Genomic DNA, 17,056 nt, shown 5'->3' with positions numbered 1-17,056 from the left:
GAGCCATTCCATGGCTGACGCTTACATCTTCGACGCCGTGCGCACCCCGCGCGGCAAGGGCAAGAAGGACGGCTCGCTGCACGAGACCACCGCCCTGTCGCTGGCCACCCAGGTGCTGGAAGCCCTGCGCGACCGCAACGGCCTGGACACCAGCAAGGTCGACGACGTCGTCCTGGGCTGCGTCTCGCCGGTCGGTGAGCAAGGCAGCGACATCGCCCGCACCGCCGTCCTGACCGCTGACTACGCCGAGAGCGTCGCCGGCGTGCAGATCAACCGCTTCTGCGCCTCGGGCCTGGAAGCGGTAAACATGGCTGCGGCCAAGGTCGCCTCGGGCGAAGCGGGCCTCGCTATCGGCGGCGGCGTCGAGAGCATGAGCCGCGTGCCGATGGGCAGCGACGGCGGCGCCTGGCCGACCGACCCGTCCTCGGCCTTCAAGACCTATTTCGCGCCGCAAGGCGTGTCGGCCGACCTGATCGCCACCCTCTATGGCTTTTCCCGCGATGACGTCGACGCCTACGCCGTCGAGAGCCAGAAGCGCGCCGCCGCCGCCTGGGCGGACAACCGCTTCAAGAAGTCGGTGATCCCGGTGAAGGATCAGCTGGGCCTGACCCTGCTGGACCATGACGAGACCGTCCGCGGCTCCACCACCATGCAGACCCTGGCCTCGCTGAACCCCTCGTTCACGGGCATGGGCGAGATGGCCTTCGACGCGGTGGTCACCCAGCGCTATCCGCAGGTCGAGCGCGTCAACCACGTGCACCACGCCGGCAACAGCTCGGGCATCGTCGACGGCGCCGCCGGCGTGCTCATCGGCACCAAGGAAATGGGCGAGGCCCTGGGCCTGAAGGCCCGCGCCAAGATCAAGGGCGCGGCCTCGATCGGCTCGGAGCCCTCGATCATGCTCACCGGTCCGGCCTTGGTCAGCGAGAAGCTGCTCAAGAAGCTGGGCATGGAGGTCAAGGACATCGACCTCTACGAGCTGAACGAAGCCTTCGCCTCGGTCGTGCTGCGCATGATGCAGGCGCTGGACATCCCGCACGACAAGATGAACGTGAACGGCGGCGCCATCGCCATGGGCCACCCGCTGGGCGCCACCGGCGCGATGATCCTGGGCACCGTCCTGGACGAGCTGGAGCGCTCGGACAAGGAAACCGCCCTGATCACCCTGTGCGTCGGCGCCGGCATGGGCACCGCCACGGTCATCGAACGCGTTTGATTTAACCTGTCATCCCGGACGGCCCGAAGGGCCGATCCGGGACCGCGGCAAGCTCAGAGCTTCCAGCTTCGAGTTTCTGGCGGTCCCGGCTCTCCGCTGCGCTACGGCCGGGATGACATCGAATTCTGAGGAAGAATCCCCATGGAAAACTTCAAGATCGAGGTCGACTCCGACGGCGTGGCCCTCGTCACCTTCGACGTCCCCGGCCGTTCGATGAACACCCTGACCGCGTCGGTCATCCGCGAAATCGGCGAGATCGTCGAACGCATCAAGTCCGACGCCGAGATCAAGGGCGTCGTCATCACCTCGGGCAAGACGACGGGCTTCTGCGCCGGCGCCGACCTGGGCGAACTGGGTGGCAACGGCGGTCTGGGCGGCGGCGCTGGCGGTGAGGCCGGCCTGAAGGCCGCCTATGACGCCGGCTTTGCGCTGAACAAGGCCTTCCGCGCCCTGGAAACCTGCGGCAAGCCGGTCGCTGCGGCGATCAACGGCCTGGCCATGGGCGGCGGTCTCGAGATCGCGCTGGCCTGCCACTATCGCGTGGTCGCCGACCATCCGAAGATCCAGCTGGCCTTGCCCGAAGCCAAGGTCGGCCTCCTGCCCGGCGCCGGCGGCACCCAGCGCCTGCCGCGCCTGATGGGCGTGATGGCCGCTGCGCCGTACCTGCTGGAAGGCAAGTCGATGAAGCCGGCCGAGGCTCTGGCCAACAAGGTCGTGCATGAAGTCGTGCCGGCCGACCAAGTCGTCGAAGCCGCCAAGACCTGGGTCAAGACCAAGGGCGATCCGGTCGCGCCGTGGGACAAGAAGGACTTCAAGCTGCCCGGCGGCGGTCCCTACACCCCGACCGGCGGCCAGGTGTTCATCATGGGCAACGCCATGCTCCGCAAGCAGACCTATGGCAACTACCCCGCCCAGCTGAACATCCTGAAGGCGGTCTATGAAGGCACGCAGGTGCCGTTCGACGCGGCCATCCGCATCGAGACCCGCTACTTCCTGAAGACGATGATGTCGCCGCAGGCCAAGGGCATGATCCGCACCCTGTTCCTCAGCTTGCAGGAACTGGGCAAGGGCTCGGGCCGTCCGGCCAACGTGCCGCCGTCGGAAGCCAAGAAGGTCGCCGTTCTGGGCGCGGGCATGATGGGCGCGGGTATCGCCTATGTCCAAGCCATGGCCGGCATCGAGACCGTGCTGATCGACCAGAGCCAAGAGGCGGCCGAGAAGGGCAAGGCCTACGCCGAAAACCTGCTCAAGAAGGCCGTGTCGCGCGGCAAGATGACTCAGGACAAGGCCGACGCGGTCCTGGCCCTGATCACCCCGACCACCGACTACGCCCACGTCAAGGGCAGCGATCTGGTGATCGAGGCGGTGTTCGAGAGCCGCGAGATCAAAGCCGACGTCACCCAGAAGGCCGAGGCCCAGCTGGCCGAGGACGCCATCTTCGGCTCCAACACCTCGACCCTGCCGATCACCGGCCTGGCCAAGGCGTCGGTGCGTCCGAAGAACTTCATCGGCATCCACTTCTTCTCGCCGGTCGACAAGATGGGCCTCGTTGAGATCATCATGGGCGAGGAAACCTCGGACGAGGCCCTGGCCAAGTCGATCGACTACGTCCTGAAGATCAAGAAGACCCCGATCGTCGTGAACGATAGCCGCGGCTTCTACACCAGCCGCTGCTTCGGCACCTTCGTGCAGGAAGGCCTCGAGATGCTGGCCGACGGCATCGCCCCGGCCATCATCGACAATGTCGGCCGCGCCACGGGCATGCCGCGCGGTCCGCTGGAGATGAACGACGACGTCGCTCTGGACCTTGGCTACAAGGTCACCCAGCAGACCAAGAAGGACCTCGGCGACAAGTTCGAGGACCGTCCGTTCGCCCCGATCATCGAAAAGATGGTCGTCGAGCTGCAGCGCTTTGGCCGCAAGAACGGCAAGGGCTTCTACGATTATCCGGAGAATGGCCCCAAGACCCTGTGGAAGGGTCTGTCGGAGCTGGCGCCGGTGACGATCGCAGAGGCCGACCAGGCGCTGATCCAGGAGATCCGCATCCGCCTCCTGTACCGCCAGGCCGTCGAGGCCGCGCGCTGCTTCGAGGAAGGCGTCATCACCGATCCGCGCGAAGCCGATGTCGGCGCGATCCTGGGCTGGGGCTTCGCGCCCTGGACCGGCGGTCCGATCAGCCTGATCGACGCCGTCGGCGCCAAGGCCTTTGTCGAGGCCTGCGACGCCCTGGCCCAGAAGTACGGCAAGCGGTTCGCCCCGCCGGCCCTGCTGCGCGAGATGGCCGAGAAGGGCGAGACCTTCTACGGCCGCTTCGGCGCCAAGGCCAAGGCGGCGGCGTAAGCCCAGCCTTAGCTCAGAACGACGGAAGGCCCGGTGGCAACACCGGGCCTTTTCGTTGCGCGCTTAAGCGGGGCTACGGCGCGGCGGGATAAGGCGCGCAACCGCGATCAATGCCCCAGAGGGGGATCCATCTGTGTATAGCTACCGATTTAGCCAACCTCTTAGTTGACCGCGCTATGCCCCACGACGCATCCTAATGCGGCGTCTTCCAGAGCAGGTGCCGAGAGATGGTCTAGATCCCTCGGCACCCTCCGGTCAGCGCTTTGCCTTCGTGATCGCGACAGCCATTGCCACGAGCAGGAGGACCAAGAGCCCGGGGATCTGGACGGTGATGTCCATTTCAGGTCTCCGGGTTCAGCGTTCGAAAAGTTCGAACGTGGCAATGGTCCCTCTCGAATCGCCTGACTACAATGGGTCGCTTCCCGTCAATTCACTTTAGACGGGGATATCTTCTGTACATTCTGGGCGAGGATCAACGCCGCCGTCTTGCGAACTGGAGCCACTAAGCTGTGGGTATCTGGGGTTTGCGCTGGTGTTTTCAGCTCACATCCACGCTTCTCAACGAAGCCCTGGGGCACCAATCACCCAAACACCTAAGTGATTGTTCAAGCTTATGAAAAGTGGTGCCGCCTAGGTGACTCGAACACCTGACCTACGCATTACGAATGCGCCGCTCTACCGGCTGAGCTAAGGCGGCCCACGGGCTCCGAAGCGGGCGCTTCAGAGCGAAGGGAGCGCCTATTTAGCGGCGCGCGAGCCACTTGCCAAGCGCCGTCTTGCACCAGAATTGCGACGGGGCGCCGGACCGCCTTCCGGAGGCTCCGGAACAGGCGGGGCGTCGAACACGCCGGGGTCGTCCGGAATGGGCAGCAGGGCGCCGCCGGTCTCGGCCGCGCGGATGAACGGGGTCGACTCCGCATAGGCCGACGGCAGTTCCGGCAGATCGTTCATGGTCCGCTCGCGCCGCTCATGGCGGGGGTGGATCAGCTGGCCTGTCTCGGCGTAGCTGACCGCCAGCCGGGCCCAGTCGTCGCGCTGATAGGCGAAGGCGAGGCCTTCGGGATCCAGATCAGACCAGTCCGGCTCCTGGGGCGCGGCCACGCCGCGCGCGATCCAGGCGCGCGCCTCGTCCGCGTCGCCGTTGGCGGCGGCCACCCGCGCCATCAGGCCGGCGAAACGGGCGGTCGGGGCCTCGTCATCCAGCAGACGGGCGGCGGCGCGGGCGGCGACCGGATCACCGCCGATCAGGGCGCTTTCCACGCGCAACAGACGGCTTTCCCGCGCCTCGGGCTTCAAGGCGGCCAGCCCGGCCAGGCGCTGGGCGCGGGCCTTGGGCGTCTCGTTGGTCTTCAGGTCGCGATAGGCCAGCCACAGCGCCGGATGGGGCTCGGCCTTCCAGGCGGTCTCGATCAGGCCGCTGGCCTTGGCGGTCTTGCCGTCTTCGGCCAGCAGGCGCGCGGCCATGACCACGCCGGGCGCGAAGTCGGGCTTGAGCTTCACCGACTGGGTCGCGAAATCCAGCGCCTGGGCGCGGGTCTTGGGGTCATGCGCATTGACGAGGCTGGCGGCCGAGGCGGCCAGCAGGGCCGCGCGGCTGCGCTCGGCCACGACCGGCGAGACGATCTTGCGCTCAAGCGCGCCTCGGACAAGCTCCAGGGCGGCGGCCCAGTCGCCGGCTTCGAGGCGAGCCTCCAGAAGGGCGCGCCACGCCCAGCGCGCGGTCCGCGCCAGGCCATAGGCGGTTTCGGCGTGGCGGATCGCCGCCTGCCGGTCGCCCTCGGCCTGGGCGGCGAGCATCAGGCCGCGCAGACCGGCCAGGCGCATCTCGGGAAAGCCGAGCATGGCGTTGTAGGCGCTCTTGGCCGCGCCGCGGTCGCCGGCGGCCTCGGCCGCCTGGGCGGCCAGCACGCGGACCAGGGCCGGCGCGTCCTCGGCCAGCTCCGACGACTTCTGCGCCAGACGGCGGGCCTCCGAGCCGTCGCCGGCGGCCACGGCCAGAAAGCCCCGCGAAAGCGCTTCGATGGCCTGCTTGCGCTTGGCCTCGGCCCGGGCCCTCGCCGCACGGCGGGGGGCCTCGACGATCCAGATGACGCCGCGCCACAGCAGGGTGAACATCAGGGCCGAGAACAGGGTCAAGAGCGCGGCGGCGGCGGCCGTCATCTCGACCCGCCAGCCCATCCACTCCAATGAGGCGCGACCCGGCTCGCCGGTCAGGGCCAGGACGCTGACGGCGACGACGGCGACCAGAAAGAGCGCGAAGGCGACGCGGGTCATGGCGCGACCGGGGCGGTGGCGCGCGAGACCCGCGCCAGTTCGGCCAGGGCGTCGGCGCGGACGGCCGACACATGGCGGTCGATCTCGATCCGGCGGTTAGCGGCGACGAACCACGGCGCGAGCACCTCACGCGAGGAATCGTTGAGCGGGTCGAGCGCGGCGACCGCGCCTTCGACGTCGCCCTCGTCCAGCAGGGCCTGGGCGCGCGCCAGCATGGCGTCGGGCGTCGAGCCCTTGGTCGAGCCGACGTGGCGGATCGAGACGATGCTGGAGAGGGCGTAGCGGACCCGCGAGAACAGATCAGCGTCCATGCCGGGATTGCGCGAGGCGCTGGCGGCGCGGCCGGCCAGATTGCCGAATTGGGTGGCCAGACCCGCGCGGGTCGGCGCGCCCGTGCGCGAGAGCGGCTCAAGGGCGCGCAGATCGGGCGAGCCTGGCAAGACCCGCTCCAGGCCCAGCAGCTCCGGACCGAACGGACGCGAGGTTCCCGCCGCCTCGGCGAGGGTCGCGACCGCGAGCGCGGCCACCGCCGCGTCGGCCACGGTCTTCTGGCTGGCTTCCAAAGCGGTGATTCGGCCATTGAGCCGCTCGACGTCGGCCAGCGCGGGCGCGGCGACCATCGGCTCGGGGCTCTCCAGCGGAAGCGCTGCGCCCGTCGCCACCCGCTCGGCGATCGGACGCGGGCTGGGCGTGGCTGACACGGCCGCCTCGGGCGGGGCGGGCTGGGCTGCGAACCAGGATGGCCCGAAGCGGGCGACGCCGGCCCCCAAGCCAACGCAGACGAGGCAGAGCACAAGCCAGGCCCACACCCCCGGCCCCATCACCCGACGACGGGCATAGAGCGCCGGATCGCTGGGCGCGGCGATTTCAACGGGATCGGCATCGGCGTTCATGGCCCATTCGTGCCCCACCCCGCCGCGTCGCGCAACGCCGCGCTCAACCGTCGAGCAGTTGCAGCAGCGCGGATTCGTCCGGGCGCGGCGCGAACGCCACAGAACGCGGTTCGGCAAGCTTGGCCAGCGGCGCGGCGACGGCGGCCGACAGGCACAGGAGGCGCAGATGAGCGCAGGCGCGGCCCGTCACGACGTCCGCCAGGGCTCGCGCCGCACGGGGGGAATGGACCAGTACGGTGAGCGGCGCATCGAACAGCGACAAGGTGGCGGCCGACGGCGCGCGCTCAACGGTGGCGTAGACCGACACGCCGCGCGCCTCCAGGCCGCGCGCACGTAGGCCGGAGACAAGGTCGCCGGCCGGCGCCTGGGCGCCCGCCCACAGCACCGCCCCTGGACGGGCGTCGGCGATCAGCTGCTCCAGCGCCTCGACATCGCCGTCGGCGCTGCGGGTCAGGAGAAATCCCGCGTCTTGCGCAGCCTTGGCCGTGGCGGCGCCCACCGTGAAGACCGGCAGGTCGCGCCGTGCGGAGCAGCGGGCGAAGCCCTCGACGCCATTGACGCTGGTGAAGGCCAGGGCCGCGACACCTGACAGATCGATCGGCGCGACGATCGGCTCGACGGAGAGCAGCGGGTCGATGATCGGCGTGAAGCCCAGCGCCGCTACGCGTTCGGCCGTCGCCGCGGCGCCAGGCTGGGCGCGGGTGATCCAAACCGGCGCGCCCGAGCCCAAGGCTCTATTCCGGCAGGACGATGGCGTCACCGCCGGCCGCGCGGACCTCGGCGCCCAGCGTCAAGCCAAGGGCGCGGGCTTCGCCGACATCGTCGGCGCCGGTCAGCACGATGTCGCCTTCGCGCCGGAACCGTTGGGCGCCGTCGGGGGTCAGGGCCTCGACCAGGATCGAAAGCCGCGACCCGTCCAGGATCGCGCGCGCCCCGATGGCGGTGCGGCAAGACCCTTCCAGAGCCAGCAGCGCGCCGCGCTCGGCGGCCACGGCGATCGTGGTCTCCCGGCAGCGGACGGCGTCCAGCCACGGCGCGCCGACATCCTCGGCCCGAGTCTCGATGACGAGGGCGCCCTGGCCCGGGGCCGGCGGACAGGCGTCGGGATCGAGCCAGCTCTTGGTCAGATGGCCAAGGCCCAGGCGATTGAGGCCCGACTGGGCCAGCAGGATGGCGTCGGCCTCGCCGCGCTCCAGCTTGGCCAGGCGCGTATCGACGTTGCCGCGCAGCATGACGATCTCGAGGTCAGGGCGCACATGCAGGGCCTGGGCCTGGCGGCGCAACGACGCGGTGCCCAGGCGCGCGCCCTTGGGCAGGTCTTCGAGGCGCTCGCAGATGTGGCTGATGAAGGCGTCGCGCGGATCCTCGCGCTCGGGCGTCGCGGCCAGGACGAGGCCCGGCGGCAGCTCGGCCGGCATGTCCTTCAGCGAATGGACGGCGCAGTCGATGCGGCCGTCCAGCAGGGCCTCCTCGATCTCCTTGGTGAAGAGGCCCTTGCCGCCGATCTCCATCAGGCGACGGTCCTGGATGCGGTCGCCGCTGGTGACGATCGGGATCAGCGGCGCGGCCGCCTCGATCTCTTCCCTGCTGGCCCCGGCCGGAACGCCGAGCGCATGGGCGATCCGCGCCTGCATGAGGCCCGATTGCGCCAGGGACAGCTTGGAGCCGCGCGCGCCGATGCGGATGGGAGGTTGCCGGGACACGGTCTGAACGTTACCTGCGGAGACGAATTTTGTTCTTCGCTGCTACAGGAGCGGCGGAAAGCCCGCAACCTGATGACATCCCCTAAGCAATCCGACCTCCTTATCCTCGGCCTTGAGACCAGCTGCGATGAAACCGCGGCCTCGGTCGTGCGCCGCGAGCAGGACGGGACGGTGACGGTGCTGTCGTCGGTGATCGGCACCCAGTTCGAAAAGCATGCGCCGTTCGGCGGCGTCGTGCCCGAGATCGCCGCCCGGGCGCACGTCGAGTCGATCGACGCCATCGCCGCCGAGGCTGTTCGCGCGGCGGGCGTCGGATTCGGAGATCTGGACGGGGTCGCCGCCACGGCGGGACCGGGCCTTGTGGGCGGGGTCATGGTGGGCCTGGCGTTCGGCAAGGCCGTAGCCTTGGCGCGCGGCGTGCCGCTGGTGGCCGTGAACCACCTGGAAGGTCACGCCGTCTCCGCCCGCCTGGGCGCGGACATCGCCTATCCGTTCCTGCTGCTGCTGGTGTCCGGCGGCCACTGCCAGCTGCTGGAGGTGTCAGGCGTGGGGGCTTGCCGGCGCCTGGGCACCACGATCGACGACGCCGCCGGCGAGGCCTTCGACAAGATCGCCAAGAGTCTGGGCCTGCCCTATCCGGGCGGCCCGGCGCTGGAGAAGCTGGCCGTGAGCGGCGATGCGACGCGCTACGCCCTGCCTCGCGCCCTGCTGGGCCGCAAGGACTGCGACTTCTCGTTCTCGGGCCTGAAGACCGCCGCCGCGCGGATCGCCGAGACCCTGACCACCGACGACGAGCGCCGCGACCTGGCCGCCGGGGTGCAGGCCGCCATCGCCCGCCAGCTGTCGGAGCGGGTCGATCGGGCGATGAAGCTCTACAAGGACAGCCACGACCAAGACGACCTGCGCTTCGTGGTCGCCGGCGGCGTGGCGGCCAACGGCGCGGTGCGGGCGGCCCTGCTGGCCGACTGCGAGAAGAACGGCTTTTCCTTCGCCGCGCCGCCGCTGGCCTACTGCACCGACAACGCCGCCATGATCGCCCTGGCGGGCGCCGAGCGGCTGGCCCTGGGTATCTTCGATGACCTCGACGCCGTCGCCCGTCCGCGCTGGCCGCTGGACGAGGCCGCGGCGCTGGCCAATCCCGCCAACGCCTACGGACGCAAGGGAGCCAAGGCATGACGTTCAAGCCCATGACCTTTGAGACGGTTGGCGTGATCGGCGCCGGCGCCTGGGGCACGGCCCTGGCGCAGGTGGCGGCGCGGGCGGGCCTGGCGGTGACGCTGCAGGCGCGCGAGCCCGAGGTCGTAGCCTCGATCAACGCGGCGCACGAGAATGCGGTCTTCCTGCCCGGCGTCGCGCTGGAGCCGGGGATCAAGGCCGTCACCGACCTGGCGGACCTCGCGGACTGCGACCTGATCCTGGCCGTCGCCCCCGCCCAGCACCTGCGCGCCGCCCTGACGGCCTTCGCCCCGCATCGCAAGGCGGGCGCGCCCGTCGTGCTGTGCTCCAAGGGCGTGGAACAGGGCTCGCTGAAGCTGATGACCGAGGTGGCGGCCGAAGCCCTGCCGGGCGCGCCGATCGCGGTGTTGTCGGGGCCCAGCTTCGCCGGCGAAGTCGCCCGCAACCTGCCCGCCGCCGTCACCCTGGCCTGCGAAGACGAGGCCCTGGGCCGCGCCATCGCCGAGGCCATCGCCATCCCGACCTTCCGCCCCTACACGGCCAATGACCTGATCGGCGCCGAGGCCGGCGGGGCGGTGAAGAACGTGCTGGCCATCGCCTGCGGCATCGTCGAGGGCAAGGGCCTGGGCCGCAACGCCCATGCCACGGTGATCACCCGCGGCTTCGCCGAACTGACCCGCCTGGCGGTGGCGCTGGGCGCGCGGCCGGAGACCGTGGCCGGCCTCTGCGGCCTGGGCGATCTGGTGCTGACCTGCTCCAGCTCCCAATCGCGCAACATGAGCGTAGGCCTGGCGCTGGGTCAGGGCCTGACCCTGGAGCAGGCGCTGGCCGGCAAGGTCTCGGTGGCCGAAGGCGTGGCCTCGGCCCCCGCCGTGCGCGCCCTGGCGCGCAAGGTCGGCGTCGAGGCGCCGATCTGCGAAGCCGTCGCGGCCATCCTGGCGGGCGAGGTCGCGGTCGACGCCGCGATTGCGGGCCTGCTCTCGCGCCCCCTGAAGCCCGAAGCCTGATCACCCGAACCCTGAGCACAAGGACCGCCCGCATGGCCCTCTTCGCCATCCTCTGCAAGGACAAGCCCGGCGCGCTGGACACCCGCCTGGCCACCCGCCCCACCCATCTCGACTACCTGAACCAGTCGACGGGCCTGAAGCTGGCCGGCGCGCTGCTGGGTGATGACGGCAATCCGATCGGCTCACTGCTGATCGTCGAGGCCGAGGATCTGGCCGCCGCCCAGGCCCAGGCCGACAACGACCCGTTCACCACCGCCGGGGTGTTCGAAAGCGTCGAGGTGCGGCCCTGGCGCGTGGCGATCGGCGCGCTCTGAGCCGTTGCGGGACGCCGAGGACAATCCCGCCCGTCCCCCGACGGGGACCGTGCTGTGCGGCCTGGACGAGATCGCCTCGCCCGGGTCGAAGGGCTTTCGCTGGCGCGAGGGCGACGCGATGTTCGCCGGCTTCGTCGTGCGCAAGGGCGAGACCCTGGTCGGCTATGTCGACAGCTGCCCGCACGCCGGCTGGCCCCTGGCCGGTTTCGCAGGCCGTTACCTGACCCGCGACAACGACCTGATCCTGTGCGCCGGCCACGCGGCCCTGTTCCGCATTGAGGACGGCGGCTGCGTGGCGGGGCCCTGCCCAACCAGCGCCCGCCTGACGCCTTGGCCCGTCACGGTGCGGGACGGTCAGATCGTCACGGCCTGACCCTTCCTTAAGACCTTGGCGCTAGCTTCCCTCGCAACCGATGGAGGAGCCGGGACCATGACCGCCGACATGCACTTCGACGCCGAGACGGTCACCCATCGCGGCGGCCTCTCGAAGCTGCGCTCGCTGACCAAGGTCAATCCGCGCCTGGCGCCCAATCTGGCTAAGACCATGCTGGGCGGTCCGCGCGACCACGCGGTGGTCGAGGCCTTCAACGCCCACGCCGCCGACAAGGGCTTCGAGTTCACCTCGACCTGGGCCAGCAACAACATTCCGTTCGTCACGCCGCTTCTGCGCGACTTCGCGGCCAAGCGGCCGGCGGGCGAGACGATCCGCTACATGGAGATCGGCGCCTATGAGGGCCGCAACCTGGCCTTCATGGACTGGCTGCTGCCGGACCGCCTGGCGGTCACGGTCATCGATCCGTGGTTCGACGAGGCCCTGAACCCCGAAGAGAAGTATCACGCCGTCGAACCGCGCTTTGGCCGCAACATGGACAAGTGCGGCTTCAGGAGCCTTTCGACCCACAAGGGCTTTTCGACCTACGTCCTGCCGCAGATGCTGGAGCGGGGCGAGCAGTTCGACCTGATCTATGTCGATGGCAGCCACACGGCGCTGGCGGTGCTGATCGACCTGTGCTTCTGCGCCAGCCTGCTCAGCGTGGGCGGCATGATGGTGCTGGACGACTACTGGCACGACATCAGCGAGATCGGCGGGCCGGGCGTGAAGCAGGCCGTCGACCAGTTCCACGCCGCCTTCGGGCGCTATTTCGAGATCGCCGCCGTTTACCGTCAGGTGGCCCTGGTAAAGACCACCGAGATCCCGAGATAGGCCGCTCGCGCGGCAACCCACTGAATTTCTTGAAATTCGTCTGACCGACACACGTTGGCCGTGCGACACTATGCCACCAGCGCGAGAACCTTATGGTTAAGGCCCGCTAGACTGGTCATGCCGCATCCTCTCCTGGGTTTGCACCTTTGGGAGGTAGCGGCATGGCGTCCTTGGGTCAGAAGGTCATGGGGGCCGCCGGCGGCGCGGCGCTTCTGTGCGCGGCGACGGCCGGCGCGGGACTCTGGGTGGCTTGGAGCCTCGACTCCGCGCTGACCCGGGCTGAAGACTCAGCCAAGATCCTTCAGCTTCACATGCACGCCGACATGATGCACGACGCCCTGCGCGCCGATGTCATGGGCGCGATCATGTCCAGCGATCCCACGCTTGGCGTCGACCTCAAGGCGGTCCGCGCGGACCTCGCCGAACACACCCAGGCGTTCCGGGGCGATATCGCGCAGAGCAGCAAGCTGGCCGAAAACCCCAGAACCAAGGCCGCTCTGCAAGCCGTCGAGCCGCCGCTCAACGCCTACATCGCCGCAGCCGAAGAGATCGTCGGAACCGCCGACACCGATCCGGCCGGGGCGCACGCCAAGCTGGCGGGATTTGGTGAGCAGTTCTCGGCGCTGGAGGACAAGATGGAGGCGGCCTCGACCGAGATCGAGGCGGCCGCCTCGCACGACGCGGACCTGGCGAAGTCGCTCGGCGTGATCGGTCAGGCGATCATGGCGGGGCTTCTGCTGGTGGCGGCGGCCTTCGCGGCGGTCTTGATGTTCGCCGCCCGCCGAGGCCTGGTCGCGCCGCTGGTCGAGATCACCCGGTGTCTGCGCCGGCTGGCCGCCGGGGATGTGGACGTCGTCCTGCCGAAGAAGAAGAGCGAGGACGAAATCGGCCAGATGACCGAAGCGCTACGCAGCTTCCACGAGGCGGTTGAAACCTGTCGCAAGGAGATGGAGGCGGCCGATGTTCGTGGCGCCCTGGAGATCGAACGTCGCGAAAGCGACCGTCGCCGCGCGGAGGCCGACGCCACGCAAAAGGCGGTCGTCGAGAGCCTGGCCGGCGCGCTGGGCCGCATGTCGACCGGTGACCTGACGTGCCGACTGGATCGTCCGTTCCCCGCTGGGTACGAAGCCCTGCGCCTCGATTTCAACACCGCCATCGAGAAGCTGTCGGGCGTCATCGCGGCCTCCCTCGACGCGACGCAGGCGATCCATGGCGGCACAGCCGAGATTTCCGAGGCGGCCGATGAGCTGGCCACCCGCACCGAACGGCAGGCCGCCAGCCTGGAAGAAGCTGTGGCGGCGCTGGACGAGATCACCAGCACGGTGCGCCAGACGGCTGACGGCGCGGCCCGCGCCCGCAAGGTGGTGGAGCGCGCGCGCTGCGCCGCCGACGCCTCCGGCTCGATCGTCAGCCAGGCCGTCGAGGCGATGGGCGCGATCGAGAAGTCGTCCAGCCAGATCGGCCAGATCATCGGCGTGATCGACGAGATCGCCTTCCAGACCAACCTTCTGGCGCTGAACGCCGGGGTCGAAGCCGCGCGTGCGGGCGAGGCCGGTCGCGGCTTCGCGGTCGTCGCCCAAGAGGTGCGCGCCCTGGCGCAACGCTCGGCCGACGCCGCCAAGGAGATCAAGACCCTAATCAGCGCCAGCACCGCCGAGGTGGGGCAGGGCGTTGAGTATGTCGGCAAGGCGGGCGAGGCCTTGCGCGCCATCGCCCACGAGGTCGATGAGATCGACGGTCTGGTCGCCGCCATGGCCTCGTCGACCCAGGAACAGGCGCGCGGCCTGTCCGAGGTGAACACGACCATGAACCAGATGGATCAGGTGACGCAGCAGAACGCGGCCATGGTCGAGGAGACCACCGCCGCCAGCCACACCCTGGCGCAGGAAGCCACGCGACTGGCTCAGCGCATGGGCGAGCTGCGCATCGCGAACGCCGAAACGCGGGCGGCGGCCTAGAGCGGGCGCTGCCGGCGGTCCTGGAAGGGGGCCGGTCGCGGGGCCTAGAGTGGGCCTTGACGCCCTCTCATCGAGCGCCCAGAAGCCGAGCGTGACCGATACCGCGCCGCCTGCATCCGCCCCGAAAAAAGCCCCCGGCATGATCCGGTCCTCGGCGATCTATTCGGGCCTCACCCTGGTCAGCCGGCTGATGGGCTTCGTGCGCGATCTGGTGATCTCGTACTTCCTGGGGGCCAGCAGCAATATCGGCGCGGACGCCTTCAACACCGCCCAGATGTTCCCAAACCTCTTCCGGCGGATCTTCGCCGAGGGGGCCTTCGCAGCGGCCTTCGTGCCGGCCTATTCCAAGACCCTGGACCGGGATGGGGCCGAGGTGGCCGACAAGCTGGCCGCCGACGCCATGGCCACCATCGCCGCCTTCACGGTGGGCCTGACCCTGATCGCCCAGGCGACCATGCCGTGGCTGATGATGGTGATCAGCCCGGGCTTTGGTTTCGGCACCGATAAGTACAAGCTGGCCGTGATCCTGACCCAGATCACCATGCCCTATCTGCCGTGCATGGCGATCGTGGCCCTGCTGTCAGGGGTGCTGAACGCCCGGGGCAAGTTCATCGTCTCGGCCGCAGCCCCGATCCTGCTGAACCTTGTGACCCTGATCGCGGTGATCCCGACCCGCAACGCCCATGACGCGGCGGTGGCGGCCTCATGGGGCATCTTCGCGGCCGGGCTCGCCCAGGTGGCGCTGCTGGTCTGGGCGGTGCGAAAGGCGGGCGCCACCATCCGCTGGCGGCTTCCGCGGCTGACGCCAGAGATCAAGGGCCTGATCGCCCTGGCCATCCCCGGCGCCATCGCCGCCAGCGCCAGCCAGATCAACATCACCATCTCGGGCGTGCTGGCCAGCCATGTGAACGGCGCGCGGACCTGGCTGGCCTATGCCGACCGCCTGTACCAGCTGCCCCTGGGCCTGGTGGGCGTGGCCATCGGCGTGGCCCTTCTGCCGCGCTTGTCGCGGGCCGTGGCCGCCGAGGACCGCGCCGAGGCGCAAGGGGCCATGGACCAGGCCATCGTCTTTGCGTTGGCCCTGACCCTGCCGGCCGCCGTGGCCCTGTTCAGCATTCCGTTCTTCCTGATCGACGGCCTGTTCACCCGGGGCGAGTTCACGGTGTTCGACGCACGTCAGACGGCCAACGCCCTGCTGCACTACGGCTGGGGCACGCCGGCCTTCGTGCTGGCCCGCATCCTGTCGCCGGCCTTCTTCGCCCGAGGCGACACCAAGGGTCCGATGCGGTTCGCCCTGATCTCGGTGGCGGTCAATATCGGCCTGGGCCTGGCGCTGTTCCCGGTCATGGGCGTGCCCGGCCTGGCGGCGGCGACCAGCGCCGCCTCGTGGATTAATGTGCTGCAGATGGCGCTGACCCTGCGCAAGCGCGGCGACTACGCGCCCAGCGCCGCCGCCTGGGGCAAGATCATTCGGGTGCTGGCGGCCAGCGTGGCCCTGGGCCTGATCCTGGCGGCGATCTCGTACGGGCGCGCCGCCCTTGAAGCCCCGATCCTGGCCGTGGGTATAGGCTCGGCCAAGGAGCTGGCGATCCTGGCCACCTGCGCCCTGGCGGCGGGGCTCTACCCCGTGCTGCTGCTGCTGTCGGGCGGGGTCACCCTGGCCGAGGCCAGGACCGTGCTGCGACGAGGCGCCGGCCGCTGAGCCGGCTTGCCCTGCGCAGCGCAGAGCGGTAACCAGCGTCCATGGCCGTGATCGGATTGCACGCGCCGCGATGGCGCGGCTCACACTGACCCTGATCCGCCGTATCCCCGGATGCGGTTCGCGCCGCCGCGCTCGCCATTCCAAGTTTCAAGATCCAAGGCTGAAGCCATGACCGACCAAGCTCCCGTCACCTATGCGGGCCCGCCCCGCGTGCTTTCGGGCGTCCAGCCCTCGGGCGCCCTGCACCTGGGCAACTATCTGGGCGCGCTGGTGAAGTTCACCCGCCTGCAGCACGAGATCGACACCTTCATCTTCGTGGCCGACCTGCACGCCATCACCGTCTGGCAGGATCCTGCGGCCCTGGCCCAGCAGACCCGCGAGATCGCGGCGGCTTACATCGCCTCTGGCCTGGACCCGGACAAGGCGACGATCTTCCCGCAATCGGCGGTGCGCGAGCACGCCGAGCTCTCCTGGATCTTCAACTGCGTCGCGCGCCTGGGCTGGCTGGACCGCATGACCCAGTTCAAGGAGAAGAGCGGCAAGCACAAGGAGCGCAGCTCGGTGGGCCTCTACACCTATCCGGTGCTGCAGGCGGCCGACATTCTCATCTACAAGGCCACCCACGTGCCGGTCGGCGAAGACCAGAAGCAGCACCTGGAGCTGACCCGCGACATCGCCCAGAAGTTCAATCACGACTTCGGCGCGCCCGGGGGGGCGCCGGCCTTCTTCCCGCTGCCCGACCCGCTGATCCAGGGGCCCGGCGCGCGGGTCATGTCCTTGCGCGACGGCTCGGCCAAGATGAGCAAGTCCGATCCGTCGGACTATTCGCGCATCAACCTGACCGACACCGCCGACGACATCGTCGCTAAGGTCAAGAAGGCCCGCACCGATCCGGAACCGCTGCCGGAGACGATCGAGGAACTGGCGACCCGCGCCGAGGCCGACAACCTGGTGGGCATCTTCGCGGCCCTGGCCGGCAAGACCAAGACCGAGGTTCTGGCCGACTACGCCGGCAAGGGCTTTGGAACCTTCAAGCCGGCCCTGGCCGAGCTGGCGGTCGAAAGCCTGGCCCCGGTGGGCGAGCGGATGCGCGGCCTGCTGGGCGATCCGGCGGTGCTGGACGCCATCCTGGCCAAGGGCGCGGAAAAGGCTCGCGAGGCCGCCGCCCCGACCCTGGCCGAGGTCAAGAAGCTGGTCGGCTTCTGGGGGGCGTAGATTGAGAGATTTCCTTCTCCCCTTGCGGGAGAAGGTGGCCCGATGGGCCGGATG

15 protein-coding genes, 1 tRNA gene and 1 pseudogene are annotated in these 17,056 nt (G+C 69.5%); 11 read left to right on the top strand and 6 right to left on the bottom strand.

The features are described 5' to 3' along the window. Positions 1-10 precede the first annotated feature (10 nt). Complete coding sequence (locus tag CA606_RS00385) at positions 11-1,216, top strand: acetyl-CoA C-acetyltransferase (RefSeq protein ID WP_096052906.1); 1,206 nt, start codon at positions 11-13, stop codon at positions 1,214-1,216. Between the two features lie 8 nt (positions 1,217-1,224). On the opposite strand, the pseudogene CA606_RS20475 reads toward CA606_RS00385, so the two are convergent. Next, positions 1,225-1,340: pseudogene (locus tag CA606_RS20475) on the bottom strand (hypothetical protein); the annotation flags it as partial. 17 nt (positions 1,341-1,357) lie between these two features. Here CA606_RS20475 and CA606_RS00380 point away from each other — a divergent pair. Next, complete coding sequence (locus CA606_RS00380) at positions 1,358-3,556, top strand: 3-hydroxyacyl-CoA dehydrogenase NAD-binding domain-containing protein (RefSeq protein WP_096052907.1); 2,199 nt, start codon at positions 1,358-1,360, stop codon at positions 3,554-3,556. A 621-nt stretch (positions 3,557-4,177) separates the two neighbouring features. Here the strand turns inward: CA606_RS00380 and CA606_RS00375 are convergent. The 5 genes from CA606_RS00375 to hemC form a co-directional block, all read right to left on the bottom strand. Then, a tRNA-Thr gene (locus CA606_RS00375) sits at positions 4,178-4,253 on the bottom strand. A 41-nt stretch (positions 4,254-4,294) separates the two neighbouring features. Continuing rightward, on the bottom strand, positions 4,295-5,830 hold the full coding sequence (locus CA606_RS00370; protein ID WP_096052908.1) for a heme biosynthesis protein HemY: 1,536 nt from the start codon (positions 5,828-5,830) through the stop codon (positions 4,295-4,297). After that, positions 5,827-6,723 (bottom strand): COG4223 family protein, encoded by an 897-nt coding sequence (locus tag CA606_RS00365; protein ID WP_096052909.1) that lies wholly within the window; start codon positions 6,721-6,723, stop codon positions 5,827-5,829. Before CA606_RS00365 ends, CA606_RS00370 begins: the two co-directional genes overlap by 4 nt. Before the next feature lie 43 nt (positions 6,724-6,766). After that, positions 6,767-7,453 (bottom strand): uroporphyrinogen-III synthase, encoded by a 687-nt coding sequence (locus CA606_RS00360; protein ID WP_096052910.1) that lies wholly within the window; start codon positions 7,451-7,453, stop codon positions 6,767-6,769. Between the two features lie 4 nt (positions 7,454-7,457). Beyond that, entirely contained in the window at positions 7,458-8,426 is a 969-nt protein-coding gene (hemC, locus tag CA606_RS00355) for a hydroxymethylbilane synthase (RefSeq protein WP_096052911.1), read from the bottom strand. A 72-nt stretch (positions 8,427-8,498) separates the two neighbouring features. Here hemC and tsaD point away from each other — a divergent pair, with 72 nt between their 5' ends. From tsaD to trpS, 9 genes are all read left to right on the top strand, one after another. After that, positions 8,499-9,602, top strand: a complete 1,104-nt coding sequence (gene tsaD, locus CA606_RS00350) for a tRNA (adenosine(37)-N6)-threonylcarbamoyltransferase complex transferase subunit TsaD (protein WP_096052912.1) — start codon at positions 8,499-8,501, stop codon at positions 9,600-9,602. Continuing rightward, complete coding sequence (locus CA606_RS00345; RefSeq protein ID WP_096052913.1) at positions 9,599-10,609, top strand: NAD(P)H-dependent glycerol-3-phosphate dehydrogenase; 1,011 nt, start codon at positions 9,599-9,601, stop codon at positions 10,607-10,609. The genes tsaD and CA606_RS00345 overlap by 4 nt, the downstream gene beginning before the upstream one ends. 32 nt (positions 10,610-10,641) lie before the next feature. After that, positions 10,642-10,923, top strand: a complete 282-nt coding sequence (locus CA606_RS00340; RefSeq protein WP_010917958.1) for a YciI family protein — start codon at positions 10,642-10,644, stop codon at positions 10,921-10,923. Between the two features lie 4 nt (positions 10,924-10,927). Further along, complete coding sequence (locus tag CA606_RS00335; RefSeq protein WP_096052914.1) at positions 10,928-11,296, top strand: Rieske (2Fe-2S) protein; 369 nt, start codon at positions 10,928-10,930, stop codon at positions 11,294-11,296. 57 nt (positions 11,297-11,353) lie between these two features. Then, positions 11,354-12,127: a class I SAM-dependent methyltransferase gene (locus tag CA606_RS00330; protein WP_096052915.1), complete on the top strand. Its 774-nt coding sequence runs from the start codon at positions 11,354-11,356 to the stop codon at positions 12,125-12,127. A gap of 161 nt (positions 12,128-12,288) precedes the next feature. Then, a complete protein-coding gene (locus CA606_RS00325) occupies positions 12,289-14,085 on the top strand; it encodes a methyl-accepting chemotaxis protein (RefSeq protein WP_096052916.1) in 1,797 nt (598 codons plus the stop codon). Positions 14,086-14,224: 139 nt separating this feature from the next. Next, positions 14,225-15,787 carry a murein biosynthesis integral membrane protein MurJ gene (murJ, locus tag CA606_RS00320; protein ID WP_096052917.1) on the top strand — a complete coding sequence of 521 codons (1,563 nt, stop codon included), beginning with the start codon at positions 14,225-14,227 and terminating at the stop codon, positions 15,785-15,787. A gap of 41 nt (positions 15,788-15,828) precedes the next feature. Then, entirely contained in the window at positions 15,829-15,876 is a 48-nt protein-coding gene (locus CA606_RS00315; protein ID WP_181242875.1) for a hypothetical protein, read from the top strand. Positions 15,877-15,955: 79 nt separating this feature from the next. After that, positions 15,956-17,002, top strand: a complete 1,047-nt coding sequence (gene trpS, locus CA606_RS00310) for a tryptophan--tRNA ligase (RefSeq protein WP_096052918.1) — start codon at positions 15,956-15,958, stop codon at positions 17,000-17,002. Positions 17,003-17,056: the final 54 nt, after the last annotated feature.

The organism is Caulobacter vibrioides (assembly GCF_002310375.3).
In the GTDB taxonomy this organism is placed as follows: domain Bacteria; phylum Pseudomonadota; class Alphaproteobacteria; order Caulobacterales; family Caulobacteraceae; genus Caulobacter; species Caulobacter vibrioides_D.
The sequence above is the reverse complement of the archived record's forward strand: the minus strand, read 5'-3'. Positions and strand labels throughout refer to the sequence as shown.